General features: G+C 71.9%; 21 protein-coding genes. 7 read left to right on the plus strand and 14 right to left on the minus strand.

The window, feature by feature from the left end:
• Positions 1-35 precede the first annotated feature (35 nt).
• On the plus strand, positions 36-869 hold the full coding sequence (locus tag ACWEGE_RS39500; protein WP_449665601.1) for an SURF1 family cytochrome oxidase biogenesis protein: 834 nt from the start codon (positions 36-38) through the stop codon (positions 867-869).
• A gap of 135 nt (positions 870-1,004) precedes the next feature.
• Here ACWEGE_RS39500 and ACWEGE_RS39505 read toward each other — a convergent pair whose 3' ends face one another.
• Both ACWEGE_RS39505 and ACWEGE_RS39510 read right to left on the minus strand, forming a co-directional pair.
• A complete protein-coding gene (locus ACWEGE_RS39505) occupies positions 1,005-1,877 on the minus strand; it encodes a cobalamin biosynthesis protein CobD/CbiB (protein WP_449665602.1) in 873 nt (290 codons plus the stop codon).
• 43 nt (positions 1,878-1,920) lie between these two features.
• Positions 1,921-2,625: a FadR/GntR family transcriptional regulator gene (locus ACWEGE_RS39510; protein ID WP_449665603.1), complete on the minus strand. Its 705-nt coding sequence runs from the start codon at positions 2,623-2,625 to the stop codon at positions 1,921-1,923.
• A 102-nt stretch (positions 2,626-2,727) separates the two neighbouring features.
• On the opposite strand from ACWEGE_RS39510, the gene ACWEGE_RS39515 reads away from it, so the two are divergent.
• From ACWEGE_RS39515 to ACWEGE_RS39530, 4 genes are all read left to right on the plus strand, one after another.
• Complete coding sequence (locus ACWEGE_RS39515; RefSeq protein WP_449665604.1) at positions 2,728-3,225, plus strand: gluconokinase; 498 nt, start codon at positions 2,728-2,730, stop codon at positions 3,223-3,225.
• On the plus strand, positions 3,222-4,589 hold the full coding sequence (locus ACWEGE_RS39520) for a GntT/GntP/DsdX family permease (RefSeq protein WP_449665605.1): 1,368 nt from the start codon (positions 3,222-3,224) through the stop codon (positions 4,587-4,589). The genes ACWEGE_RS39515 and ACWEGE_RS39520 overlap by 4 nt, the downstream gene beginning before the upstream one ends.
• An 85-nt stretch (positions 4,590-4,674) precedes the next feature.
• Positions 4,675-4,998, plus strand: a complete 324-nt coding sequence (locus ACWEGE_RS39525) for an ArsR/SmtB family transcription factor (protein ID WP_103340579.1) — start codon at positions 4,675-4,677, stop codon at positions 4,996-4,998.
• Positions 4,995-5,507: an SRPBCC domain-containing protein gene (locus ACWEGE_RS39530; RefSeq protein WP_449665606.1), complete on the plus strand. Its 513-nt coding sequence runs from the start codon at positions 4,995-4,997 to the stop codon at positions 5,505-5,507. Before ACWEGE_RS39525 ends, ACWEGE_RS39530 begins: the two co-directional genes overlap by 4 nt.
• Before the next feature lie 55 nt (positions 5,508-5,562).
• On the opposite strand, the gene ACWEGE_RS39535 is transcribed toward ACWEGE_RS39530, so the two are convergent.
• The 11 genes from ACWEGE_RS39535 to ACWEGE_RS39585 all read right to left on the minus strand — a co-directional run bounded on the left by ACWEGE_RS39535 (position 5,563) and on the right by ACWEGE_RS39585 (position 19,506).
• Complete coding sequence (locus ACWEGE_RS39535) at positions 5,563-6,531, minus strand: N-acetylglucosamine kinase (RefSeq protein WP_449665607.1); 969 nt, start codon at positions 6,529-6,531, stop codon at positions 5,563-5,565.
• A complete protein-coding gene (locus ACWEGE_RS39540) occupies positions 6,528-7,793 on the minus strand; it encodes a 6-phospho-beta-glucosidase (protein WP_449665608.1) in 1,266 nt (421 codons plus the stop codon). Before ACWEGE_RS39540 ends, ACWEGE_RS39535 begins: the two co-directional genes overlap by 4 nt.
• Positions 7,790-8,680: a carbohydrate ABC transporter permease gene (locus ACWEGE_RS39545; protein WP_449665609.1), complete on the minus strand. Its 891-nt coding sequence runs from the start codon at positions 8,678-8,680 to the stop codon at positions 7,790-7,792. The genes ACWEGE_RS39540 and ACWEGE_RS39545 overlap by 4 nt, the downstream gene beginning before the upstream one ends.
• Entirely contained in the window at positions 8,677-9,708 is a 1,032-nt protein-coding gene (locus ACWEGE_RS39550) for a carbohydrate ABC transporter permease (RefSeq protein ID WP_449665610.1), read from the minus strand. Before ACWEGE_RS39550 ends, ACWEGE_RS39545 begins: the two co-directional genes overlap by 4 nt.
• The gene (locus ACWEGE_RS39555; protein WP_449665611.1) at positions 9,705-11,063 is read right to left on the minus strand and encodes an extracellular solute-binding protein; all 1,359 of its coding nucleotides are present in this window, start codon (positions 11,061-11,063) and stop codon (positions 9,705-9,707) included. The genes ACWEGE_RS39550 and ACWEGE_RS39555 overlap by 4 nt, the downstream gene beginning before the upstream one ends.
• Positions 11,064-11,074: 11 nt before the next feature.
• Positions 11,075-12,286 (minus strand): ROK family transcriptional regulator, encoded by a 1,212-nt coding sequence (locus ACWEGE_RS39560; protein ID WP_449665623.1) that lies wholly within the window; start codon positions 12,284-12,286, stop codon positions 11,075-11,077.
• A 230-nt stretch (positions 12,287-12,516) separates the two neighbouring features.
• Entirely contained in the window at positions 12,517-13,536 is a 1,020-nt protein-coding gene (nudC, locus tag ACWEGE_RS39565) for an NAD(+) diphosphatase (protein ID WP_449665612.1), read from the minus strand.
• The gene (locus ACWEGE_RS39570) at positions 13,536-14,915 is read right to left on the minus strand and encodes a M16 family metallopeptidase (protein WP_449665613.1); all 1,380 of its coding nucleotides are present in this window, start codon (positions 14,913-14,915) and stop codon (positions 13,536-13,538) included. Before ACWEGE_RS39570 ends, nudC begins: the two co-directional genes overlap by 1 nt.
• Positions 14,912-16,204, minus strand: coding sequence for a M16 family metallopeptidase (locus ACWEGE_RS39575; RefSeq protein WP_449665614.1), 1,293 nt, complete (start codon positions 16,202-16,204; stop codon positions 14,912-14,914). The genes ACWEGE_RS39570 and ACWEGE_RS39575 overlap by 4 nt, the downstream gene beginning before the upstream one ends.
• A gap of 63 nt (positions 16,205-16,267) precedes the next feature.
• A complete protein-coding gene (locus tag ACWEGE_RS39580; RefSeq protein WP_449665615.1) occupies positions 16,268-17,788 on the minus strand; it encodes a DUF2207 family protein in 1,521 nt (506 codons plus the stop codon).
• Positions 17,789-17,790: 2 nt separating this feature from the next.
• Positions 17,791-19,506, minus strand: coding sequence for a DUF2207 family protein (locus ACWEGE_RS39585; RefSeq protein WP_449665616.1), 1,716 nt, complete (start codon positions 19,504-19,506; stop codon positions 17,791-17,793).
• Between the two features lie 488 nt (positions 19,507-19,994).
• Here ACWEGE_RS39585 and ACWEGE_RS39590 point away from each other — a divergent pair, with 488 nt between their 5' ends.
• The gene (locus tag ACWEGE_RS39590) at positions 19,995-21,176 is read left to right on the plus strand and encodes a neutral zinc metallopeptidase (RefSeq protein ID WP_449665617.1); all 1,182 of its coding nucleotides are present in this window, start codon (positions 19,995-19,997) and stop codon (positions 21,174-21,176) included.
• Between the two features lie 6 nt (positions 21,177-21,182).
• On the opposite strand, the gene ACWEGE_RS39595 is transcribed toward ACWEGE_RS39590, so the two are convergent.
• A complete protein-coding gene (locus ACWEGE_RS39595; protein ID WP_449665618.1) occupies positions 21,183-22,172 on the minus strand; it encodes an RDD family protein in 990 nt (329 codons plus the stop codon).
• 34 nt (positions 22,173-22,206) lie between these two features.
• On the opposite strand from ACWEGE_RS39595, the gene ACWEGE_RS39600 reads away from it, so the two are divergent.
• A complete protein-coding gene (locus ACWEGE_RS39600; RefSeq protein WP_449665619.1) occupies positions 22,207-23,214 on the plus strand; it encodes a stage II sporulation protein M in 1,008 nt (335 codons plus the stop codon).
• Positions 23,215-23,448: the final 234 nt, after the last annotated feature.

Consider the following 23,448-nt stretch of genomic DNA (forward strand, 5'->3'; position numbering starts at 1 on the left):
GCGGGGCGGTGGGCGGCACGGGCTACCGTGGTGGGGTGCGGTTGCGGTTCCTGCTCCGGCCCGGGTGGCTGGCTCTGACGGCGGTGGTGTTCACCTTCGCCGTCTGCTGCTTCACCCTGCTTTCGCCGTGGCAGTTCAGCCGCAACGCCGAGCGCGAGCAGCAGAACGCCGCGCTGGAGACGTCGTTCACCGCGCCGCCGGTGCCGCTCGCGCAGCTGCTGCCGCCGGGCGCCGTGCCCGGCCCGGGCACCGAATGGCACCTCGTCTCGATCACCGGCCGGTACCTGCCGGACAAGGAGGTCGTCGCGCGGCTGCGGACGGTTCAGGGCGAAGGTGCCTTCGAGGTGCTGACGCCGCTGCGCACCACCGACGGCACGACCGTGCTGATCGACCGCGGCTACGTCCGGCTGGACAGCCGGTCGGCCGCGCTGCCGTTCGCGCCGCCACCGGCGGGCACGGTCACGGTGACGGCCCGGGTGCGCGCGGACGAGACCGACCCGAAGAACCGCGACGCGTTCGCCGACGCCTCGACCGGCGGCCGGCTGCAGAGCTACGTCGTCGACTCCCGGGTGGTGGCCCGGGCGGGCGGGCTCGACATCCGGCCCGGCTACTTCCAGCTCGACGTCGGCCAGCCGGGCGTGCTCGGCGCGCTGCCGCTGCCGCAGACCGACGCGGGACCGTTCCTGTCGTACGCGCTGCAGTGGATCGCGTTCGGGGCGATGGCCCTGCTCGGCTGGCTGTACTTCACGGTCCGCGAGCTGAAGCCGGGCGGCGCGCTGTCCGCTGCCGCTGCGGCGCCGTCCCGGCGGAAGTCCGTCGCGGAGATCCTCGCCGAGGACGAACTCGCCGAGAGCGGTCATCAGAAGTAGCCCGGAAATGACCCTCTGACAAGGCCATTCGGGGCAGGGTTCCGGCAAAGTCATTCGTCGCTGGTCACGGGTGATCCGAAGAGCGTGAGCAGCCGGCCGTGCTCCAGCGGTCGCTCGATCCCGGCCGAGCGAGCCTCAGCGCCGCCCGAACCCCGTCACCAGCGCAACCCCCACCGACGTCGCCGCGGCCAGCCAGCCGACCACCCGGGACAGCTCCACCGCCCTCGTCACGTGCCCCGCGTCGGGATTCCGCCCCACCCCGAGCACCGGCAGCTCCAGCACCCCGTGCGGATACACCGTCCGCCCGCCGACGCGGATCTCCAAGGCCCCGGCGAACGCCGCCTCCACGCGGCCCGCGTTCGGGCTCGGGTGGGCGGTCGTGTCGCGGCGCCACGCCCGCCAGGCCCCGCCCGCCGACCCGCCCACCACCGGCGCCGCCAATACCGTCAGCGCCGCCGCCACGCGGGTCGGGACGAGGTGGAGCAGCTCGTCCGCCCAGTGGCCGCGCCGGCCCCCGCGTGAGCGGCGCAGCAAGCTCACCGCCCGCGCTCCCAGCAGGCCCGGTACGCCCGCCAGTGCTCCCCACACCAGCGGTGCCACCACCGCGTCGGACGTGTTCTCCGCCAGCGTCTCCACCGAAGCGCGGGACAGCGCGATCGCGCCCAGGCCGTCCGCCACCCGGGGGTCCAGTTCGGACAGCGTGGCGCGGGCCGGCTCGAAGCGGCACTCCTCCAGGTCGCGGGCCAGTTCCGTGCCCTGCTGGGCCAAGCCCGCCGCGCCCAGGACCGCCCACGTCGTCACCGCCGTCGCCGATGCCTGCAGCAGGGGACGGCCTCGGCTCGCCCGCTCCAGCAGCGCGCCGCCCGCGACGAGCACACCCGCGACGACCACCCCTGAGCGGTGCGGGAGCCTGCGGAACGCCGTCACCGGCAGGCGACGGCGGGGATCGCCGAGGGCGCCGTCGGCCGCCACGCCCAACACCAGTCCGATCGCGCGCGCCGCGCTCACCCGTGCCCCCCGGCGGAAGAAAAGTCGAGTTCCGCCGAGCAGGCTACTCGGGCCCGGGAGCGCCCTCCGCCACCAGGGCGGCGATCTCGTCACGGGCCTGGACGACGATGTCGCGCATCGCCCGCTCGGCCCGGTCCGCCTCCCCGGCGGCGACCGCCGCGGCCACCTCGACGTGCAGCGCCACCGCCTCGGGCTGCGGCTCCGGCGGCATCAGGCCGTGCCCGGTCCGGCCGGTGAGCACCTCCGCGACGACCTCCGACAGCTGCCCGAACATCGGGTTCCGGGACGCCGCCAGCAGCAGGTCGTGGAAGGCGATGTCGAAGCCGAGGAACGCCCGCAGATCCCGGGCCCGGGCCGTCCGGGCCAGCCGCTCCCCCAGCGCGCCCAGGCGGCCGCGCTCCTCCGGCGTCGCGCGCAGGGCCGCGAACCGCGCCGCGCACGGCTCGATCGCCGACCGGAGCTCGTTCAGCGTGGCCAGCGCCGCCGGGCGGGCCGGGCCGTCGAGCTGCCAGCGGATCAGGCGCGGGTCGTAGTGGTTCCACTCCGCCGGGTCCCGGACGATCACCCCGACCCGCCGCTTGCTGGTGGTCAGCTGCATCGTCTCGAGCACGCGGACGACTTCGCGGGCCACGGTCCGCGAAGCGCCGAAGCGTTCTTGTAGGTCTTCCGACCGCAGCACGGTGCCCGGTTCCAGGGAACCGTTCGCGATCGCCGCGCCGAGGGCGTCCAGGACCTGCTCGTGCCTCACCCGATCAACTTAACCGTCTGACTCGATTAAGTAGTACTTCATCTTGAATAAGTAGTACTTTTGAGTTTCACTCACCTGGGCACAACGAAGTGGGAGGTGCGGATGACCGTCATCGTGGTGATGGGGGTGTCAGGCTCCGGGAAGACGACGATCGGCACGGCGCTCGCCGAGGCGCTGGGCGTCGAGTACGCGGAAGCGGACACGTTCCACCCGAAGGCCAACATCGAGAAGATGACCGCCGGCACGCCGCTGACGGACGAAGACCGCGCGCCCTGGCTCGAAGCCATCGCCGGCTGGATCCGCGAGCACCAGGCGGCCGGCGGTGTCGTGACGTCGTCCGCGCTCAAGCGCCGCTACCGCGACGTGCTGCGCGGCGGCGGCGACGTCTGGTTCGCCCACCTGCACGGCGACCGGGCGCAGCTGGCCGAGCGGATGAAGACCCGCACCGGCCACTTCATGCCCGTTTCGCTGCTGGACTCGCAGCTGGCCGACCTCGAACCCCTCGAGCCGGACGAGGCGGGCGCCGTCTTCGACAACACCGGCGGCACCCCCGCGGAGGTCACCGAAGCCGTGCTGACCGCCTTCCGGGAGCACGCGTGAACGCCGTCCTCGCCGCCGGCTGGACCGGCCACTCGACCCGCCTGATCATCGCGACCGTCGTCGCCATCGCGATCATCGTCGTGCTGATCACGAAGGTGAAGCTGCACCCGTTCCTGTCGCTGGTGCTCGGCTCGCTCGCGCTCGGGCTGACCGCCGGGATGCCGGTCGACAAGCTGCTCAAGAGCTTCACGACCGGGGTCGGCAGCACGGTCGCCTCCGTCGGCATCCTGATCGCCCTCGGCGCAATGCTCGGGAAGCTGCTGGCCGACTCCGGTGGCGCCGACCAGATCGTCGACACCGTGCTCGGCAGGGCCCGCGACAAGAGCCTGCCGTGGGCGATGGCGCTCGTCGCCGCGCTGATCGGGCTGCCGATGTTCTTCGAGATCGGCCTCGTGATGCTGATCCCGGTGGTGCTGCTGGCGGTCAAGCGCACCGGGAAGCCGCTGATGCTGCTGGGGATCCCCGCCGTCGCCGGGCTGTCGGTGCTGCACGGGCTCGTCCCACCACACCCCGGCCCACTCGCCGCGGCCGGCGCGCTGAACGCGAACGTGGGCATCACGCTGGCGTTCGGCCTGCTCGTCGGCATCCCGACGGTGGTCGTCGCGGGCCCGCTGTTCGGACGGCTCGCGGCCCGGCTGGTGCCGGACGCCGCGCCGCCGGAACGGCTGATCCCGGAACGCGCCGACCCGGACAAGCCGCGCCCGAGCTTCGCCGCGACGCTCACGACGGTGCTGCTGCCGGTCGTGCTCATGCTGGCGAAAGCGCTCTCGGACATCCTGCTGGCCAAGGACGCCCAGGTCCGCAAGGTCCTCGACTTCGTCGGCGACCCGCTGATCGCGCTGCTGGCCGCGGTGCTGGTGGGCATGGTGCTGCTCGGCCGCCCGGCCGGGCTCGGCCGGGAAAAGCTGTCCACTGTGGTCGGTGACTCGCTCGGCCCGATCGCCGGGATCATCCTGATCGTCGGCGCGGGCGGCGGGTTCAAGCAGACCCTGGTCGACGCCGGCGTCGGCGACGTCATCACCGGGCTGGCCAAGGACGCGAACCTCTCGCCGCTGCTGCTCGGCTGGCTGGTCGCCGTGGCCATCCGGCTGGCGACGGGCTCCGCCACGGTCGCGACCGTCTCCGCCGCGGGCATCGTGGCACCACTGGCGGCGACCATGGACCCGTCGCACAGCGCACTGCTGGTGCTGGCGATCGGCGCCGGGTCGCTGTTCTTCTCGCACGTCAACGACGCCGGGTTCTGGCTGGTCAAGGAGTACTTCGGGCTCTCGGTCGGCCAGACGCTGAAGAGCTGGTCGGTGATGGAGACGCTGATCTCCGTGGTGGCGATCGCACTGATCCTGCCGCTGTCGCTGATCGTCTAGCCGCGAACGAAGGCCGTCACCCACCGCGGGTGGCGGCCTTCTTCGCACGTTGACATGTGACCTTTTGGTCACCTATTCTCGCCGGGTGCCCGACGACGACCTGGTGTTCAAGGCACTGGCGGATCCGACCCGCCGGTTCCTGCTCGACCTGCTCTTCGAGCGTGACGGCCGCACGCTCACCGAGCTGGAGACCCAGGTGGAGATGACCCGCTTCGGCGTCATGAAGCACCTGAAGCTCCTCGAGGAAGCCGGCCTCGTCGTCGCCCGGAAGGAAGGCCGCGAGAAGCGGCACTTCCTCAACCCGGTCCCGATCCGCCAGATCCACGACCGGTGGATCGACAAGTACACCGAGCGCCGGGTCACCGCGCTCCTCGACCTCAAGAACGAGCTGGAAGGCGAAGAACCATGACGACCACCGTGCAGGTCCACCGCGTCTACATCAAGGCCACCCCGGAGCGCATCTGGGAGGCCATCACCCAGCCCGAGTGGACGCGGAAGTACGGCTACACCGGCCTCGCCGACTTCGACCTCAAGGTCGGCGGCAAGCACCGCACCCGCCCGACGCAGGAGTTCATCGACGCCGGGTGGACCGGCGACCTCGTCGACGGCGAAGTCCTCGAAGTCGATCCGCCGCGCAAGCTCGTCATCACCTGGAAGCTGCTGATGGGGCCCGAGGGGATGGGCGCCGAGCCGTACACGACGCTCACCTACGACATCGAGGCGACGAAGACCGCCGGCACCAGGCTCACCATCACCCACGACCTCACCGGCGCGCCGCTGACCGCCGAGATGGTCGGCGGGGTGCACGAGGACGTCAACGCCGGGCCGGGCGAGAACGCCGGCGGTGGCTGGGCCTGGGTGCTCTCGGACCTCAAGTCGCTGCTGGAGACCGGCGAAATCCTCGTCCCGGCACCGTAAGGGGGTCTGGCGGAGCCGGTCCCGCGCCGCTTCGGGGCAGGCTCCGCCAGAGTCTTCAGACGCGCTGGGTCGCCGCCTTGAGCGCCGCCTTCGCGGCCTCGGGCGCCCCCAGTGTGTCGAGGCCGAAGAGGGCCGCGCCCACCACGGGGTTCACGTCGACGACGCGGACCACCGCGCGCGGGGCCACCTTCAGGCACCGCTTCTCGATCTCCGCGATCACCGGCGCGCCGACGCCGGTCAGGACGCCGCCGCCGAGGACGATCTCGGGCGCGTCCTCGGTGAGGTCCAGCTCGCGGAGGATCACCGCGGCGAACACGCTGACCTCCTCGACGAACCGCGTCACGATGTCCTGCGCGACCTCGTCCCCCGCCGCCGCGACCTCGAACAGCAGCGGGCAGAGGCCGTGGATCGACGCCGGGTCGATCTCCTCGAAGTGCAGGCCCTGCACCACGTCCAGCAGCGTCGGCTTGCCGAAGAAGGCCGCCACCGCCGGCATCAGGGCCGTTCGCGGGCCGCGGCCGTCCTCGGCGCGCACGGCCCACCACAGGGCCTCCTCGCCGAGCCGGTAGCCGCCGCCCCAGTCGCCGGAGATCTTGCCCAGCGCCGGGAACCGGTGCACGCGGCCGTCGGGCCCGACGCCGGCGCCGTTGATCCCGGCGCCGCAGACGACCGCGACGCCCACCCCCGCGCTGCCCGCCCGGAGCAGCGCGAGGGTGTCGTTGCCGACGGCCAGGGTGTCGCTCCAGCCGCGGGCCGCCAAGGCCTCGTGCAGCACCTCTTCTTCCCGGGGGAAGTCGAGCCCGGCCAGGTACGCGGAGGTGTGCACCGCGTCCGGCTGCGTCCCGAAGCCCGGATACGCCGCCAGGACCAGGTCTTCCAGTGCCGCAACACAACCCGCGACGCCGATGTTCTGCGGCGAAGCGCCGGGGCCCCTCGATTTCCCCAGCACCACGCCGTCTTCCGAGACCACCAGGACCTCGGTCTTGCTGTTGCCGCCGTCGATCGCGATGACTGCAGGCCTCATCCGCGCGCCCAGGGCAGGTACTCGCGGTTGATCTGCACCAGCGAATCCGCCAGCGTGTCGGCCTTCGTGTACTGGCCGACCAGGGGGTGCGCCAGCAGGGCGTCCGCCACGCGGTCGCGGCCGCCCTTGAGCGCCGCCTCCAGCGCCAGGTACTCGTACGCCGTGGTCGCCGAGATCAGGCCCGAGAACCGAGGCTCCACCGGCGGCTGCGGGATCGGCGTGGCCCCCTTTGAGTCCACAGTGGACCGAGCCTCGATGACGGCGTCGTCGGGCAGGAACGGGAAGGTCCCGTCGTTGCGGACGTTCACCACGTGCTCCTCGGCCGGGCCGCCCGCGGTCAGCGCGTGCACCAGCTGCACGGCCGCCTCGGAGTAGTACGCCCCGCCGCGCTTCTCCAGGGACTCCGGTTTCGTGTTCTGCTCCGGGTCGAGGTAGATCTTCAGCAGCTCTTCCTCGACGTCTGACACGACGTCCGCGCGCGGGCGTTCGGTGCGCTGCTTGGTGACCTGCTCGTCGTGCGCGTAGAAGTACTTCAGGTAGTACGACGGCACGACGTTCATCCGCCGCAACCACTTCTCGGGCACGCTGACCTCGTTGGACAGGTAGTCCAGGTGGTTCTCCAGCAGCTCGGGCATCCGGTCGACACCGTCGACGAGCGCGCCGCGCTCCCAGCTCAGGTGGTTGAGCCCGGTGTGGACGAGCTTGACGTCGTCCGCGCCCACCCCCAGCAGCTTCCCGAACTGCCGCTGCAGGTTGATCGCGACGTTGCACAGCCCGACCGCGCGGTGGCCCTCGTTGAGCAGGGCACGCGTGACGATGCCGACCGGGTTGGTGAAGTTGACGATCCACGTGTCGTCCCCGGCGATCTTGCGGACGCGCTCGGCGATGTCGAGCACCACCGGGACCGTGCGCAGCGCCTTCGCCAGCCCGCCCGCACCGGTCGTCTCCTGGCCGACGCAGCCGCAGGCGTGCGGGAACGTCTCGTCCAAGCGCCGCGCCCGCTGCCCGCCGACGCGCAGCTGGATCAGCACCGCGGAAGCGCCGTCGACACCTTCCTCCAGCGACTGCGTCGTGCGCACCTGCGCGGGGTGACCGGCGTGCGACAGCAGGCGCTGGCTGAACCCGCCCACGGCTTCGACGCGGTAGGCGTCCGGGTCGACCAGCACGATCTCGTCGACGTCCAAAGTGGACCGGCGGCCGGCGATCCCGTCGATCAGCTCCGGCGTGTAGGTGGACCCGCCACCGACGACTGCCAGCTTCATCCCTTGACCCCCGTGAATGTGATGCCCTTGACGAACGACTTCTGGGCGAAGACGAACAGCACGATCACCGGCGCCATGATCAGCGCGGTCGCCGCCATCGTCATGTTCCACTCGACGTGGTGCATGCCGCGGAAGGAGGCGATGGCCAGCGAAAGCGGCCAGTGGTCCTGGTTCTCGCCGGTGTAGAGCAGCGGCCCGAAGTAGTCGTTCCAGGTGAACAGGAAGCAGAACATGGCGGTGGCCGCGATCCCGGGTTTGGCCATCGGGATGAGCACGCGGTACATCGCCTGTAACTCGTTGCAGCCGTCGATCTTCGCCGCTTCGAGGTAGTCCTTCGGGATCGTCAAGAAGAACTGGCGGAGCAGGAAGATCGAGAACGCGTCGAAGAAGAAGTACGGCACGATCAGCGGCACCAGCGTGCCGGTGAGGCCCAGCCGCACCCACAGGTCGTACAGCGGCACGACGGTGACCTGCGGCGGCAGCAGCATCGCCGCCACGGTCAGCATGAAGAACAGGTTCTGCCCGCGCCACTTGAGCTTCGACAGCGCATACGCCGCCGGGATCGCCGAAAGCAGCGCGCCCACCGTGGCCAGTGCCGAATACAGCAGGCTGTTGCCGAAGTATTCGAGCAGCGGCGCCTTCTGGAACACCTTGACGAAGTTCTCGAAGTGCCATTCGGTCGGCCACAGGCTCGCCGTCATCGCCTGGTCGCTCTTCATCACCGCGGTGAGGAAGACGAACAGGATCGGCAGCATGAAGATCACACCGAGGGCGATGCCGACCGAATGCAGCGCGATGAACGACAGCCGCTTGTCCCAGTTCCGCTTGAACCGCACCTTCGGCGGTACGCCGGTTGCGCGGTGCGGCGCTTCGGCCAGCGCGGTCATGCGCCCTCCTCCTGGTGCTGGGACTTCCGCAACTGCCGCACGAGAATCCAGGTGAAGCCCGAGGAAACGATGAACAGCAGCACGGCCATCGCCGCCGCGTAGCCCATGTTGAAGTAGCGGAAGCCCTGGACGTACAGCCAGATCGGGTACGTCAGCGTCGAGTTCTGCGGTGCGCCGATGAGTTTCGAGTTGCCGGCGACGTCCGCGGTGCCGGCGCTCGCGGAGGCCGCCACGATCGCCTGGGTGAAGAACTGCAGGGCGTAGATGATCGAGTTGACCACGCCGAACAGCAGCACCGGCGAGATCGACGGCAGCGTGACGTGCCAGAACCGGCGGATCGGGCCGGCGCCGTCGAGCTCGGCTGCCTCGTACTGCTCGGTGGGGACGTCGAGCAACGCGGCGAGGATGATGATCATCAGCTCGCCGGAGCCCCACAGGGCCAGCAGGGTCAGCGCGGGCTTCGACATCGCCGGGCTGTTGAACCACAGGCCGCCGTCGATGCCGACGAGCCGCAGGAACCGGTTGACCGGGCCGAACTCCGGGTTGAACACGAAGACGAACGCCAGCGTCGCCGCCGCGGGCGGGGCGAGGGTCGGCAGGTAGCAGAGCGTCCGGACCAGGCCGACACCCGACTTGAGCCGGGAGATCACCGACGCGATGCCGAGGGAGAACACCACCCGGCAGACCGTCAGGACGACCACCAGCCACAGCGTGTTGTACGCGGCCGTGCCGACCAGCGGCTCGGTGGTGAACATCCGGACGTAGTTGTCGAAGCCGATGAACTGCGGCGGGTTGATCAGGTCGTAGCGGGTGAAGGAGTAGTAGACCGTGGCGATCAGCGGGTAGCCGAAGAAGATCAGGAACCCGATGAACGCCGGGGCCATGAAGAACAGGACGGTCCGGCGGCGCTTGGCCCGGCGGGCCCCCGCCCGCGCCTTGCTCGGCGCGGACGGGGAACCGTCGGTCTTCGCAGCGAGGGTGCGGGTCGAGGGACTCTTTACCGCCGAGACCCCATCGGACAGAGTCATCCGCCCGCGCCCTTCTGCTTCAGTTCGTCGTCGATCTGCGCGTCGACCTTCTGCAGGCCCGCGGTCAGGTCGGGGATCGAGCCGGCCTGCCACTTCTCGGCGAAGTCGTTGACCGCCTTGAGGTGCGCGTCGCCGATCGGGGTGGTCTGGTTGGCCACCAGCTTGCCGCTGTCGTAGATGTCGAGGAACGTCTTGAACTGCGGCTGCAGGTCCAGCTTCGGCGAGGTCAGCGACGCCTTGGTGCTGGGCACGTTCTTCAGGCCGTTGGCCATCTCCACCAGGGTGTCGGTGTCCAGGGTGACCTGCTTGATTAGCTCCCACGCGGCGCCGGGGTTCTTGGCGCCCTTGGGGATCGCGATGATCGTGCCGGTGGTGAAGCCGCCGCCGTAGTGGTCGGCCATGCTGTCGAGCACCGGGGCCGGCGCGGTGGCGTAGTTGACGTTGGGCGCCTGGTCCTTGAGGAACGCGGTGCGGAACTCGCCGTCGTAGATCATGGCGAGCTTGCCCTTGTGGAAGCCGTGGTCGGCGGAGTACTCGTCGCCGAGGCCGGCCTTGAACTGCTCGACCTTGTCGTGGCCGCCGTAGAAGTCGATGAGCTGCTTCTGGAACTCGAACATCGCCTTCCAGCCGGGGTTGGTGGCGAGGTCCGACTTGCCGTCCGGGCCGAGGAAGGGCGCGCCGAAGTTCGGCGCCCAGTACTGGGCCTGGTTGGCGTAGAACGGCATCGACGGCAGGAAGCCGGCGACCTTGATCGAGCCGTCCGGGTTGAACTCGGTCAGCTTCTTGGTGGCCTCGAACAGTTCCGAGGTGGTCTTCGGCGGCGAGGTGATGCCCTTCGCCGCGAACATGTCCTTGTTGTAGTAGAGCCCGTAGACGTCGGCGAGCATCGGCATAGCGCACCGCTTGCCCTGGTACTCGGTGTAGTTGCGGACCGCGTCCGGGATCTGGTTCAGGTCGATCTTGTCGCGCTCGATGTAGGGCTTGAGGTCCTGGAAGCTGCCGGTGGAGCACCAGGCACCGAGGTTGTCGGTGTAGAAGGAGATCGCGACGTCGGGTGGATTGCCGCCGCGGATCGACTGGGTGAGCTTGTCGTCGTCCTGGTTGCCCTCGTGCTTGATCTCGATGTTCGGGAACTTCGCCTTGAGCTTGTTGAGGCCCGCGGTGACCACGCCGTACTCGCGGTCGGTGAACTTGGAGTACACCGTGATGGTGAGCTTGTCGTCCTTGCCGGGCGCGGCGGCGGCGTCCGTTGTGGACGGCGCGGCCGCGCCGGAACAGGCGCTGGTCAGCAGGACGGACGCCGCGGCGGCGGCCACCAGCAAGGCGCCACGGCGGGTCCGGGTGGTCGGGGGCATGGCCCTCCTCCTCATCGGTCGGGGCTAGTCGGTCGGGGACGGGTGCTGTCGCCCTCGGGCCGGCGCGACCCGAGGAGCGTGGGGGTGACGACGCCGAAGACGTCCTCACGGGTGGTGGCGAGCGCCGACTGCAGCGCGCCCGCGCGAACGGCGTTGCCCTGCACGGAAGCGCAGCCGACGGGCGTGCGCGGCAGGACGAGGTCGTGCAGCTTTTCCTGGACGAGCGCGGCGAAGTCCTCCCCGCCGGCCCGGCTGGTGTCGCCGCAGAGGAGCACGAGCTGGGGGTCGGCGACGGCGACGAGGTTGGCGACGCCACCGGCGACCCGCTTGGCGAGATCGTGCCGGAAGGGGTGGTCCGGTTCGGTCTTCGTGACGGCTTCCCAGGCGGTGTCGGCCCGGATGCCGTGGGCGGCGGCGAGGCGGCAGATGGCGGGCGAGTCGACCAGGTTGCCGAACCGGGCGCCGGCCGCGGGCCAGACGTCGCCGGTGTCGACAGTGGCCGGGTCGGGCACCCGCATCCAGTCGATTTCGCCGCCCCCGCCGGTGGCGCCGCGCAGCAGCCGCCGCCCGATGACGACGGCACCGCCGACGCCTTCGGACAGCCAGACCATGACGAAGTCGTCGACGTCCTGGGCCATCCCGACGGTCATCTCTTCGACGGCGACCAGGTTGACGTCGTTTTCGATGAGGACGTCGACACCGAGTTCGTCGGAGAGCTTCTGCGGGACGTCGAAGCCCAGCCAGCCGGGGATGTGCGGGGCGGAGGAGAGCAGGCCGGTGCGCGGATCGAACGCCCCCTGCGCGCCGATCACGACGTGGGCCAGGTCTTCCCTTTTGATTCCGGCTTCTTCGGCGACTTTCGAAAGGGCCTCGCCGAAGGTCCCGACGACGTCGGCACCGGCGTGCACGGGCAGCGGGGTCCGGTACTCGGCGAGGACGACCCCGGCGACATCGGCCACGACGAAGTCGGCCAGGTGCGGCGTGAGATCGACGGCGGCGACGAAGGCGAGGCCGCCGTTGGCCGCCCAGAGCTGGGCGCGGGGCCCCCGGCCACCGCCCCGCACGCCGGCCTTCGTGACGAGGTTGTCCTGCTCGAGCCGGGTGAGCAGCTGCGCGGTGGCGGGCTTGGACAGCCCGATGGCGAGTTCGAGTTCGGCCCGCGTGAGCGGCCCCTCCCGCAGGAGGACCTCGATGGCGGCGCGATCGTTGATCTCGCGCAGCATCCGCGGGCTACCGGCTCGCACTCGTTCCTCCGGACTTAATTAGGATACTTTACAGACGGTTTCCGGGGACTGTAGTGAGCGGCGGCACAGCCGTCAACGGTCTCGGGAAACAGGGAGGTAACGCTTGGGGTCGCGGTAGGCCACCTGGCGGAAACATGCGCGGAGCGCAACGAAAACGGCCCCGGCGGGTAGCCGGGGCCGTTTTCGTGGTCGCGTTCAGTGGCGGGTGGCTACTCCTCCGCGTCCGCCCAGGCCTTGAGCATCACGCGGGCGATGGACGAGTTCCCCGGCAGAATCATCTCCGCCGTCCCGTCCGCGATCGGGGTCGGCTTCGAACCCTCGCCGCGGTCCGCGCTGTTCTCGAACGCCGCGCGCACCTCCGCCCGCGACACCCACAGCGCCTCTTCGATCTCGCCGTCCGCCGGCACCAATGGTGCCGATCGGTCCGCCCGGGCCGTGAACCCGAGCATGATCGACCGCGGGAACGGCCACGGCTGGCTGCCCAGGTACCGCACGTCGGACACCAAAGCGCCCACCTCTTCGCGGATCTCCCGGACCACGCACGCCTCGAGGGACTCCCCCGCCTCCACGAACCCCGCCAGCACCGAATACCGGCCGGCCGGCCAGATCGGCTGACGCGCCAGCAGCACGTGCGACCCGTTGACCCCCTCCAGCGAATGCACCAGGCAGATCACCGCCGGGTCCGTGCGGGGGTACTCCTCGCGGCCGCACCCCGTGCACTTGCTCGCCCAGCCGAACTGGACCAGCTCCGTCGCACTCCCGCAGCGGGTGCAGAACTTCGCCTGCCGCCGCCAGTAGCGCAACGCCTGCGCCGTCGTGAACAGGCCGGCCGAAGTGTCGTCCAGGAGGTCTCCGTAGCCGCGCAGCTCGACCCAGACCTCGCCGTCCGCGCGGGGGACCTCCTCGACGAACCCCCAGCTGCCGGCCATCTTCACCGTGTCGGCGTCACCCGACGGGCCACCCGGCAGCGACCAGTAGTCGACGTCCTGCCACTCGCCGAGGAAGACCGCGTCCGCCGGTGGCGAAGCGCCGAAGTCGACGGCCTTGCGGAACGCCAGTGCCGAGGCCCCTTCGACCACCGGGGTGCGCCCGGCGTCGTCCAGGAGGACGACCCGGGCGTCGGCCCAGCGCGCGGCCAGGCGCGCGGGGTTGGTGCGCAGGCCTTCCTGACGGTCCACTGTGGACCGGGAGAGGGTCGGCAGGGCACCGAGGGTGAACGGGACCGGCATCAGGCGGGCTCGCCCACGACGACGTCGCCCAGCGCGAGGAGCTTGCGCTCCAGGACGCCTGCGTCACCGACCACCACACCCGTGAACCGCTTGGGCGCGAAGTACTTCAGCGCCGCTTCGGCGACATCGTCGGCGGTCACCGCGGCCACCCGCGCCGGGTGCTCGTTCAGCCACTCCAGGCCCAGCCCGGTCGACGCCAGCGCCAGCACCTGGCCGGCCAGCCCGGCCTGCGACGACGTCGACGTCAGCAGCGAACCGATCGCGTACTGGCGCACCGACTCCAGCTCGTCGCCCGACGGCGGGACCTGGCCGAGGCGGCCCAGCTCGTAGCGGGTCTCCAGCAGCGCCGGGGCCGTCGCGTCGGTCGCGGTGTCCGCGTCGACGTTGACCACCGCCGTGCCGTCGGTGAACTCGAAGCCGGAGTGCGCGGAGTAGGTGTAGCCCTTGTTCTCGCGGATGTTCTCCACCAGCCGCGACGAGAAGTACCCGCCGAACGCCAGGTTCGCCAGCTGCAGCGCCGCGTATCCCGGGTCCGTGCGCGGGATCGTCTGCGCCGAGAGCCGGATCTGCGACTGCACCGCGCCCGCGCGCGGCACCAGCAGCACGTCCGGCCCGGTCAGGTCCGGCAGCGGCGGCAGCCGGACGGCGGAGCGGTCCGACGCCCAGCCGCCGAGCACCTTCTCGAGCTCCCCGACGACGCCGGCCGGGTCGAGGTCGCCGACCAGCACCATGACCGAACCCCGCGGCAGCACCGACGCCTGGTGCAGCGCCCGGACCTGCTCCGGCGTCACGACGGCGACATCCTCCGCGCGTGGGACCTCGCGCGTGGCCGGGTGGTCGCCGTAGCGGTGCTTCTGCAGGGCCTCCCGCGCGATCGTGCGCGGCTGGGTGCGCGAGACGGCGATCCGCTCGACCAGCCGCTCCTTCTCGCGCGCGATCTCCTCGTCGGCGTAGGTCGCCCCGGTGAGGACGTCGCCGAGGACGTCGAGGAACGTCGGCAGCTTGTCGGCCAGCGCGGACCCGGTGAGCACCAGGCGCTCCGGGTCGACGCCGGCCCCGATGTCGCCGCCGATCAGGGCCAGCTCGGCGTCGATCTCGATGCGGTTGCGCCGCGCCGTGCCGGTCAGGATCGTCTCGGCGAGCACCTCGGCCGTGGCCGGGTGCAGGGCGTCGTCGCCCGCGAACGGGATCCACAGCCGGGCTTCGACCAGCGGCACGGTCGCCTTGCGCACGGCCAGCACGCGCAGGCCGTTCGCCAGCGTGGTGTCCACATGGGACAGATCGGCGGCGGCCCGCTGCTCCCCGAGCGGCGGCAGCGGCCGCGGTCCCCGCGCGGTGCGGCCGATCTCCTCCGCGGTGCGGTGCGTTGCTGAAGTCACTGCTCGTTGTTCCCTTCCGAAGCGGGCTTGACCACCAGCACGGCGCGCGCGTCCGGGCGCAGCGCCTTCGCCGCCGCCGACACGGCCTCCGCGGTGACGGCGGACATCCGGTCCGCGAGCCGGTACACCAGCGAAGCGTCGCCGTAGAGCAGTTCGAACGAGCCGAGGGCCAGGGTCCGGGAGACCAGCCTGTCGTGCTCCGAGTGCAGGCTCGCCGTCCAGCGGGCGGTGACCTTGCGCAGCTCTTCCTCGCTCGGCGGGGTCTCGGCGAGCTTCTCGAGCTCGTCGTCGAGCGCGGCGAGCACGCGCTCGCGGGGCACCTCGTGCGGGTGGATCAGGGTGATGGTGAACGTGTCCGGGTCGCGCGCCTCGAACGGGCCGAACAGCCCGGCACCCGCCCCGATGTCGACGACCAGGGGCTCCTTGTGCACCAGCCGCTGCTGCAGGCGGGAGCCGTCGCCGTCGGTGAGCACGCCGGCCAGCACCAGGTAGGCCAGGTAGCTGTCGACGTCGTTGATCGGGTCCGGCATCCGGTAGCCGATGCCCAGCGCGGGCAGCGGGGCGTGCGCGTCCTCGACCTCGCCGCGCAGCTCGGTGGTCGGCAGCGGCTCGGCGAACGACGGCCGCTCCGGCGCCGGCCGGTGCGGGACGTCGCCGAAGTGCTCCTCGATCAGCTTCTTGGCGGTGTCCACCTCGAAGTCGCCCGCCACCGTGAGCACGGCGTTCGCCGGGGAGTAGTAGGTGTCGAAGAACGCCGCGCAGTCGTCGACCGTGGCGCTCTCGAGGTCCTCGAAGCCGCCGTAGCCGTTGTGCGCGTTGGGGAACGTCGAGTAGAGCACCGGCGGCAGGGTGATCCACGGGAACCCGCCGTACGGCCGGTTCAGCACGTTGAGCCGGATCTCCTCCTTGACGACGTCGATCTGGTTCGCCAGGTTCTCCGCCGTCAGCTTGGGCGCGCGCATCCGGTCGGCTTCGAGGAACAGCGCCCGCTCGAGCGCGGCGCTCGGCAGCACCTCGAAGTAGTCGGTGTAGTCCGGGTGGGTGGACCCGTTGAAGGTCCCGCCGCTGGACTGCACGTGCCGGAAGTGCGCGAGTTTCTCCAGGCTCTCCGAGCCCTGGAACATCAGGTGCTCGAAGAGGTGCGCGAAACCGGTGCGCCCCTCCGGCTCGGAGCGGAAACCCACGTCGTAGTGCACGCTGACGCCGACCACCGGCGCGGTCGCGTCGGGGGCGAGAACCACCCGCAGACCGTTGTCGAGGGTGTATCGGACGAGCTCGGGATCGGCCATGGCCCCACCCTACGACGACCCCGCCCTTCCCGGCGTCCCGGCTCGTGAGTGGTAAGGAGGGTTCTAACCCGCCTTACCACTCACGAGGCTCTGGAGGCGACCACGGCGGGCGGCGGCGAACGTCCCGGCCAGCGCCGTCGCGAAGGATCCGGCCTGGTCAGGGGTGATGTCGCCGGCGTGCCAGCAGACCCGCGGCGGGTGCTTGAGACCGTCGAACGCGGCCACCCAGGGGGCCAGTTCGCCCAGAGCGAGCGCGTACGGCAGACCGCGGGAGAAGACCAGCTCGCGCTGGGTCTTGTCGAAGTCCTTCGCCCGGATCGCGGTGACGCCGCGGAGCCGGCGGGCGACCTCGGCGCCCGCCCGCCGCCGCGCGGGCAAGGCGGCCGAGGCGGCGACGGCGGCGCCCCCGGCCAGCGCGAGGATCACGCCGAGCTGGGCGTACCCGGCGGTCAGGGCCAGCAGGACGGTGAGGAACACGCCGTAGCAGGCGATCCGGAGCCCGGTCCGGCGAAGCCGCCGCGTCCCGAACCAGCCTCGCCGGACGAGGTCGGCCTCCAGCTCGGCGCGGGGGATTTCGACGCGTCGCTGCCGCAGTTCGGCGAGCGTCACCGTGTCGTCGGTCAGGACGGTTTCGAAGACGGCACGTTCGAAGGGCGACAGGTGCTCGTCGGCGGGGTTGCGGCGGGTCAGCCGGGTCCCGTCGTCACTCACCCAGAGGTAGTTGCGGACGGCGAGGTCGAGGACGGTCGCGGCCAGGTCGAGCGGCCCGGCCCGGCCGCGCAGGAGGACGCCGGCGTGGCCGGGCAGCACGCCCTCGGGCGAAGCGAACTCGCCGTTCGCGGTGACCAGGTTCGCCTTCTCCGGCGCCCCGGGGCGGGCGTCGCGGCGGCGGGCCGCCCAGACCAGCGCTGCCGAGGCCAGGAGGAGCGCGCCGAAGCCCGCCCAGGCCCAGGCGACCGGGGCGGTGAGCACGAACGCGCCGGCGATCGTCTTCGCCGGGACCAGCACTTCGTTGGCCGGGACGGTTCCCGCGGGCAGTTCGACGGTCGCCGTCATCCGGGCGCCCGCGGCGAGGTTCTGCTGGCTGAAGCGGGTCAGCCCGGCGTGGTCGATCTGCGCGGCCCCGCACGGCAGGTCGCCGGCGAGGCAGTCGACGGCGGTGGGAATCTTCGGCGCCGCGAAGGACGCGCGGAGGAACTTCAGCTCGGCGCTCCACCCGCCCGCCAGTTCCCAGGTGACCCGGTCCCCGGCGACCGCACCGTCCACTGTGTACCGGACGATCGAGGTGCCCGCGGTGAGGTGCACGGTGAACGCGTCGCCGTCGACGCTCGCCGACCCGCGGCCTTCGAGGACGACGTCGCGGACGCCGTAGACGCGGTCGCGGTGGTGGGCGGCGGGGACGCGCAGGTCGACCCGGCGGTCCATGGTGAGGCCCTCGGGGACCGAGATCGCCTCGACGACCGACAGCGAGCCGTCGCGCTGGACCTTGAGCTGGATCTCGGCGCTCTGCGGCACCGTGGGCAGCGGCGGCTGGTCCGCGGGGCCGGCGGCCAGGGCGAGCGCGAGCAGCGCCCCGGCGAGCACGGTCAGCGGGCCGCGGCGGCGGTGAGCACGCCGTCGAGCGCGGTCAGGAACGACGGGAAGTGCGCGCCGAAGCGGCGCAGGTCGGGTTCGGCCTCCATGCCGCCGTACCAGTACAGCCCGGCCGAGCCGTCGGCCGACGGGTTGAGCGCGGCGAAGGTGCCGAGCCAGCGTTCGGTGTCGCCCAGCACGACCGCGTACGGCAGCGAGCGGGAGAACACCAGCTCGCGGTCGGCGGGCGGGATGTCGTCGGCCCGCGCGGTGTGCAGGTAGTCGAGCAGGCCGCGGACCTGCCCGGCCAGCGCCCGGCCGCGGGCGGTGCGGGACGGCAGCAGCGCGGCCACCGCGACCACGGCGAGCCCGGCCAGCGCGACGGCGACGCCCAGCAGCGCGTACCCGGCGGTGAAGGTGAGGACCGCGGTGGCGACCAGGCCGAGGGTGAAGATCCCGGCGCCGAGCCAGGTCAGCCGGCCGCGGGCGGTGTCCGGGCGGCGGGAGAACCAGCGCTTGCCGACGACGTCGGCGTACATCGCGTCGCTGATCCGGCGCAGGTCGAGCCCGCCGCGGGCCCGCAGCTGCGACACGAGCACGCTGTCGGTGCCCGGCGGCAGCAGCGTTTCGCAGACCGCGCGTTCGAAGTCGTGGAGGTGCTCGTCCGGCGGGTTGCGGCGGGCGATCTGCCAGTCGGGGCCCGGGACTTCGGCCAGCCACAGGTAGTTGCGGACGGCCAGGTCGACCACGGTGGCGCTGATGTCGACGACGTCGACGGTCTCGTCGACGACCGTGCCGACCTGCCCGGGCAGCACGCCGTCCGGGCTGGCGAAGAAGACGCGGTCGCCGTCGCGCAGGAGGACCTCGACCGGGCCGCCGGCGGTGCGCAGCGCGCCGGCGTCTTGCTTGCGGCGCCGCCACACGAAGAGCGCGGCGGCGACGAGGAAGGCGAGCAGGACGGCGAAGGCGATGCCGGTCGGCGGCGTCAGCGCGAAGGCGTTGGCGAGCAGGCCGATGGCGGCGAACTTCGCGTTCGCCGGGGTGGTGCCCGCGGGCAGGCCGACGAGGAGGTCGACGCGGTCGCCGGGGCGGACGTCGTTCTGTTCGAGCCGGACGACACCGGTGTGGTCGAGCTCGGCGAGGGTGCAGCGCTGGTTCGAACCGACCGGGCCGGCGAAACAGTCCACAGGGGACAATTGCGGCGACGGGGCGAGCAGCGACGCGGTCAGCTTGGCCAGCGGCGCGTCGAAGCCGCTGGCGATCTGCCACCGGGCTTGCTGGCGGCCGTTCAGGTCGGCGATGGCGCCGTCGACGGTGAACGTGGCGCTCCCGGTGCCGCCGGCGAAGGTGAGGACGAGCTGGTCTCCGGTGAGTTCGCCGGTGGCCGAGCCGTCGGTCCTGACGTCCCGGACGGCGAAGACGCGGTCCTGGTCGTCGCCCGCGGGGACCTTGAGGGGAACGCGCGCGACGAGCCGCTGCCCGCCGGGGACGGTGACGCGTTCGGTGACGGAGAGGGTGCCGTCCCGCTGGACCTTGAGGGCGACGTCGGCGGTGGGCCCGTCGGCCGGCCGGACGTCCTGCCCGGTGAGCAGCTGCGGTTTCTTGGACTGGTCGTCGGGGAGGTTCGGCAGCACCGGCCCGGCCGACGGCCCCTGCGCGACGGCGGGCCCGGCGGTCAGCAGCACCCCCGCGACGGCGATCGCGGCGGCGGTCCCCCATTTCTTCGACACAGCACCACACCCTAGAGCACTCGATCTATGCTGACGGCCGGAACGGCGCGATCACCGCAGGTACGCCGCTTTCGACGGGGAAATCGCACGGGGGGTTCCACTCGATGACGCACGGCCCGCAGGGTCCTGGGGTTGGTCCTGGCCCTGGCCCTGGCTCTGGTCCTGGTCCGCACGACCCGCGCCGGCCGGTGCCGCCACCGGGAGCGCGGCCGCTGCCGCCGCCGGGGGTCCGGCCGCTGCCGCAGGGCCGGCCGCAGCCGGGGTGGAGCGGGGGTCCCGGACCAGGGGTGCCACCGAATCCTGCAGGCGTGCCTCCGCAGCAAAGCCGGCCCGGGCCAGGTGGGGCACCAAACCCGCCAGGCACGCCTCCGCAGCAAAGCCGACCCGGGCCAGGTGGGGCACCAAACCCGCCAGGCACGCCTCCGCAGCAACCGCCCCGAAGCCCCGCAGGCGCGCCCGGGCCAGGTGGGCCACCGAACCCGTTCGGCATGCCCCCGCAGGGCCCCGGCCGCCCCGGACCTCCGCCCAGCGGGCCGTTCGCCCGGCCCCTTCCGCCGCCCGCGCGGGCTCCGCTGCCGCCGGCCGCGGCCCCGCCCGTCTTCGCCCCGGGCTATGCCCGGCCGCCCGCTTTCGGTCCGCGGTTCGCGCCCGGCTACACCCCCTACGTCGCCAGGAAGTCGAACACCGGGGTGATCGTCGCCGTCGCCGTGCTCGCGATCGTCGCCGTCGCGGGTGGGCTCATCGCCGCCGTCGCGCTGTCCGGGAACCACCAGCGGCACGTCGCCGACGCCGGGTACTCCAGCACCTACCCGAGCACCACCGCCGAGGAAACCACCACCGAAGCGAGCACCACCTCGGCCACCACGTCGGCCGAGGAGACGACGACCGCCCGCACCACCGAGCGCCGGACCCCGACCTCGCAGACCCCCTCCGGACCGCGCCCGGTCGCGGCCACCGGGAACAACCCGCTGTTCGGCAGCCCGGACTACGGCCTGCAGAACGTCCCGTGCTCGCTGAGCCGCTGGGCCACCGACCAGAACAGCGTCCAGCGGTTCTTCCAGTCCGGCATCGGCTGCCTCGACGCGATGTGGTCCCGCATGCTCGGCGCGGTCGACCTGCCGTTCCGGACGCCGAACCTGTCGGTGCCGCGGTCGCTGTCGGAATCGTCGACGCCGTGCGGCAGCGGCGGCACCACCACCGGTGTCACGCCCTTCTACTGCCCGTCGAACAACACGATCTACATGCCGATGGACCGCATCGAGCTCGACGTGTGGGGCAACCACCCCGGCCCGTACCTGTCGATCCTGGCCCACGAATACGGCCACCACGTGCAGAACCTGTCCGGCATCTCCGACGCGTACGGCAACCAGCGGTACGACGCGGGCGCCGACTCGGCGGCCGGCCTGGAACTGTCGCGGCGGATGGAACTCGAGGCGCAGTGCTTCTCCGGCATGTTCCTCGGCTCGGCGTCGGTCTCCGGCGGCTCGGTCGACAAGAACGTCTACAACGAAGCCTGGAACGCCCAGGACCGCGGCGACGACTACGCCCGCAACGGCAAGCGCGACCACGGCACCGCCAAGCACAATATTTCCTGGTGGCAGCACGGGGCCACGAAAAACCGCAACCAGCAGTGCAACACGTGGCTCTCGCCGTCGGGCGACGTCTCGTGAAAGCCGTCAGCTCGGCGGGGTGAACGGGTTCTCCACCGGCACCGGCGTCCCCGACGGCGGCGTCTGCGGCTCCGGCCGCGCCGCGGGCGGGACGGGCGGAGCCGGGGACGAGGCGAAAGCCGGCTGGACGCTCGCCGCGTACCCCGTCTGCGAGAACCCCGGCCGGTCCGGTCCCGGCGGCGGTGTCTGCGGCAGCTGCCCGCGCGCCGCCTGGACCTGGGCCGCGTACGCCTGGAACGCCCGGGCGTGGTCGCGGTTGCGCCGCTCCGCCAGCACCGCCGCCAGGAACGCCCACGGCGGCACCCCGGGCGGCACCGGCGTGCCGAGCGCGTTCCCCATCTCCTGGGCGAGCCGCCAGCCCAGCGCGTGCGACGCTTCCGGGCTCAGTTCCCGGAACCGCGCGAGGAACTGACGGCTCGAGAGCGCGAGACCGTCCGGGAGCCGGGTCAGGTCGAGCTGCGACGCCCAGCCCTCGAGCCCCGGCGGCATGGCGACCGCGGCCGCGTACCCGGCGCCGTCCGGGACCCGGTCGCGGACCACCAGCGTCCCGGCCAGGAAGTCGCCGACGCGGCGGCCGTCCGACGAGCACAGCGACACGATCACCGCGACCGCGCCGAACAGCCCGAGCGCCCAGAAGTCCACGACGAAGCCGGCGAGCCCGCGCACCAGCGCGTGCCGGAACCGGATCGGGCCGCCGTCGACGCGCACCACCCGCAGCCCGACCGCCATCTTGCCCAGCGACCGGCCGCGCGAGAGCGTCTCGAACACGACCGGGTAGCCGACCATGATCAGCACCGTCAACACCAGCAGCAGGGCCAGGAAGAGCGAGTCGTCGCCGAGCGGGAGCGCGAACGAGAGCACCATCGCCGCCCCCACCAGCAGCGAGAACTGCACGAGCACGTCCAGCGCCATCGCCAGTGCCCGGCTGGCGAGCTTGGCCACGCGCAGGTCCAGGACGACCGCTTCGCCGGTGACCAGCTCCGATTCCTCGTGCACGGACTCCAGCGTATCGGCGGATAGGGTGGCCTGTGTGGATGTGGACGTCTTCGTCGCCGCGCACACGGCGGAGTGGACCCGGCTCGGCGAGCTGAGCCGGCGCGGCGGCAAGCTGACCGGGCCGGAAGCCGACGAGCTGGTGACGCTCTACCAGCGCACCGCGACGCACCTGTCGATCGTGCGCTCGGTCGCACCGGACCCGGCGCTGCTCGGCAGGCTGTCGGACCTGGTGGCCCGCGGCCGGTCGGCGATCTCCGGGTCGCACAGCCCGGCCTGGCGCGAGGTCGCCCTGTTCTTCACGCGCCGGTTCCCCGCCGCGGTGTACCTGTCGCGGCGCTGGTGGATCCCGGCCGCGGTGGTGTCGATCGCGGTGATGGCGGTGATCGCCGTCTGGGTCGCGCGCGACCCGGTCGTGCGCGCGTCGCTGGGGACCCCGGCGGAGCTGGGCGAGCTGACCAAGCCCGGCGGCGAGGCGGAGACCTACTACTCGACCGGCCCGGCGGCGTCCTTCGCGGCGCGCGTGTGGACGAACAACGCGTGGGTGGCGGCGACCTGCCTGTTCCTCGGCGTCGCGCTGGGCCTGCCGGTGCTCGCCGCGCTCTGGCTGAACTCGCTCAACGCCGGGCTGATCATCGGCGCGATGAGCGCGGCCGGCCGCGGCGACGTGATGATCGGCCTCCTGCTCCCCCACGGCCTCCTGGAGCTGACGGCGGTGTTCGTCGCGGCGGGCACCGGCCTGCGGCTCGGCTGGACGGTGATCGACCCGGGCCGCCGCTCCCGCACCGCGGCGCTCGCCGAGCAGGGCCGGTCGGTGGTGGTGATCGCGCTCGGGCTGACGTGCGTGCTGTTCGTGTCCGGGGTCATCGAGGCGTTCGTGACCCCGTCGGGCTGGCCGACGTGGCTGCGCGTGGGCATCGGCGTGGTGGTCGAAATCGCGTTCCTGGCCTACGTTTTCACGCTCGGCCGCCGCGCGGCGAAGGACGGCGAGGTCGGCGACCTCGACGCCCGCGACACCGGCGACGCCCTTCCCGAAGCGGCCTAGACGAGTAATGCGTGGGTTCGGTTGGCGAACCAGGACACTTCTGCCGCGGCTTGGAAGAAAAGCATGTCCTCGCCGGACGGGCAGGCTCCGGGATGACCACGGCTGCCGCTGTCTGCTCGGCTTCTGGAGGTGGGCCGCTGGTGGTCATCCCGTCGCCTGATTGAGGCCTATCACTTTGAGCCGGGCCCGCAAGCTTGCGTCGTCTGGTCGCGTTGGTCTGTGGGTTGCGGGCCC

It is taken from the genome of Amycolatopsis sp. NPDC004747, from assembly GCF_053601335.1.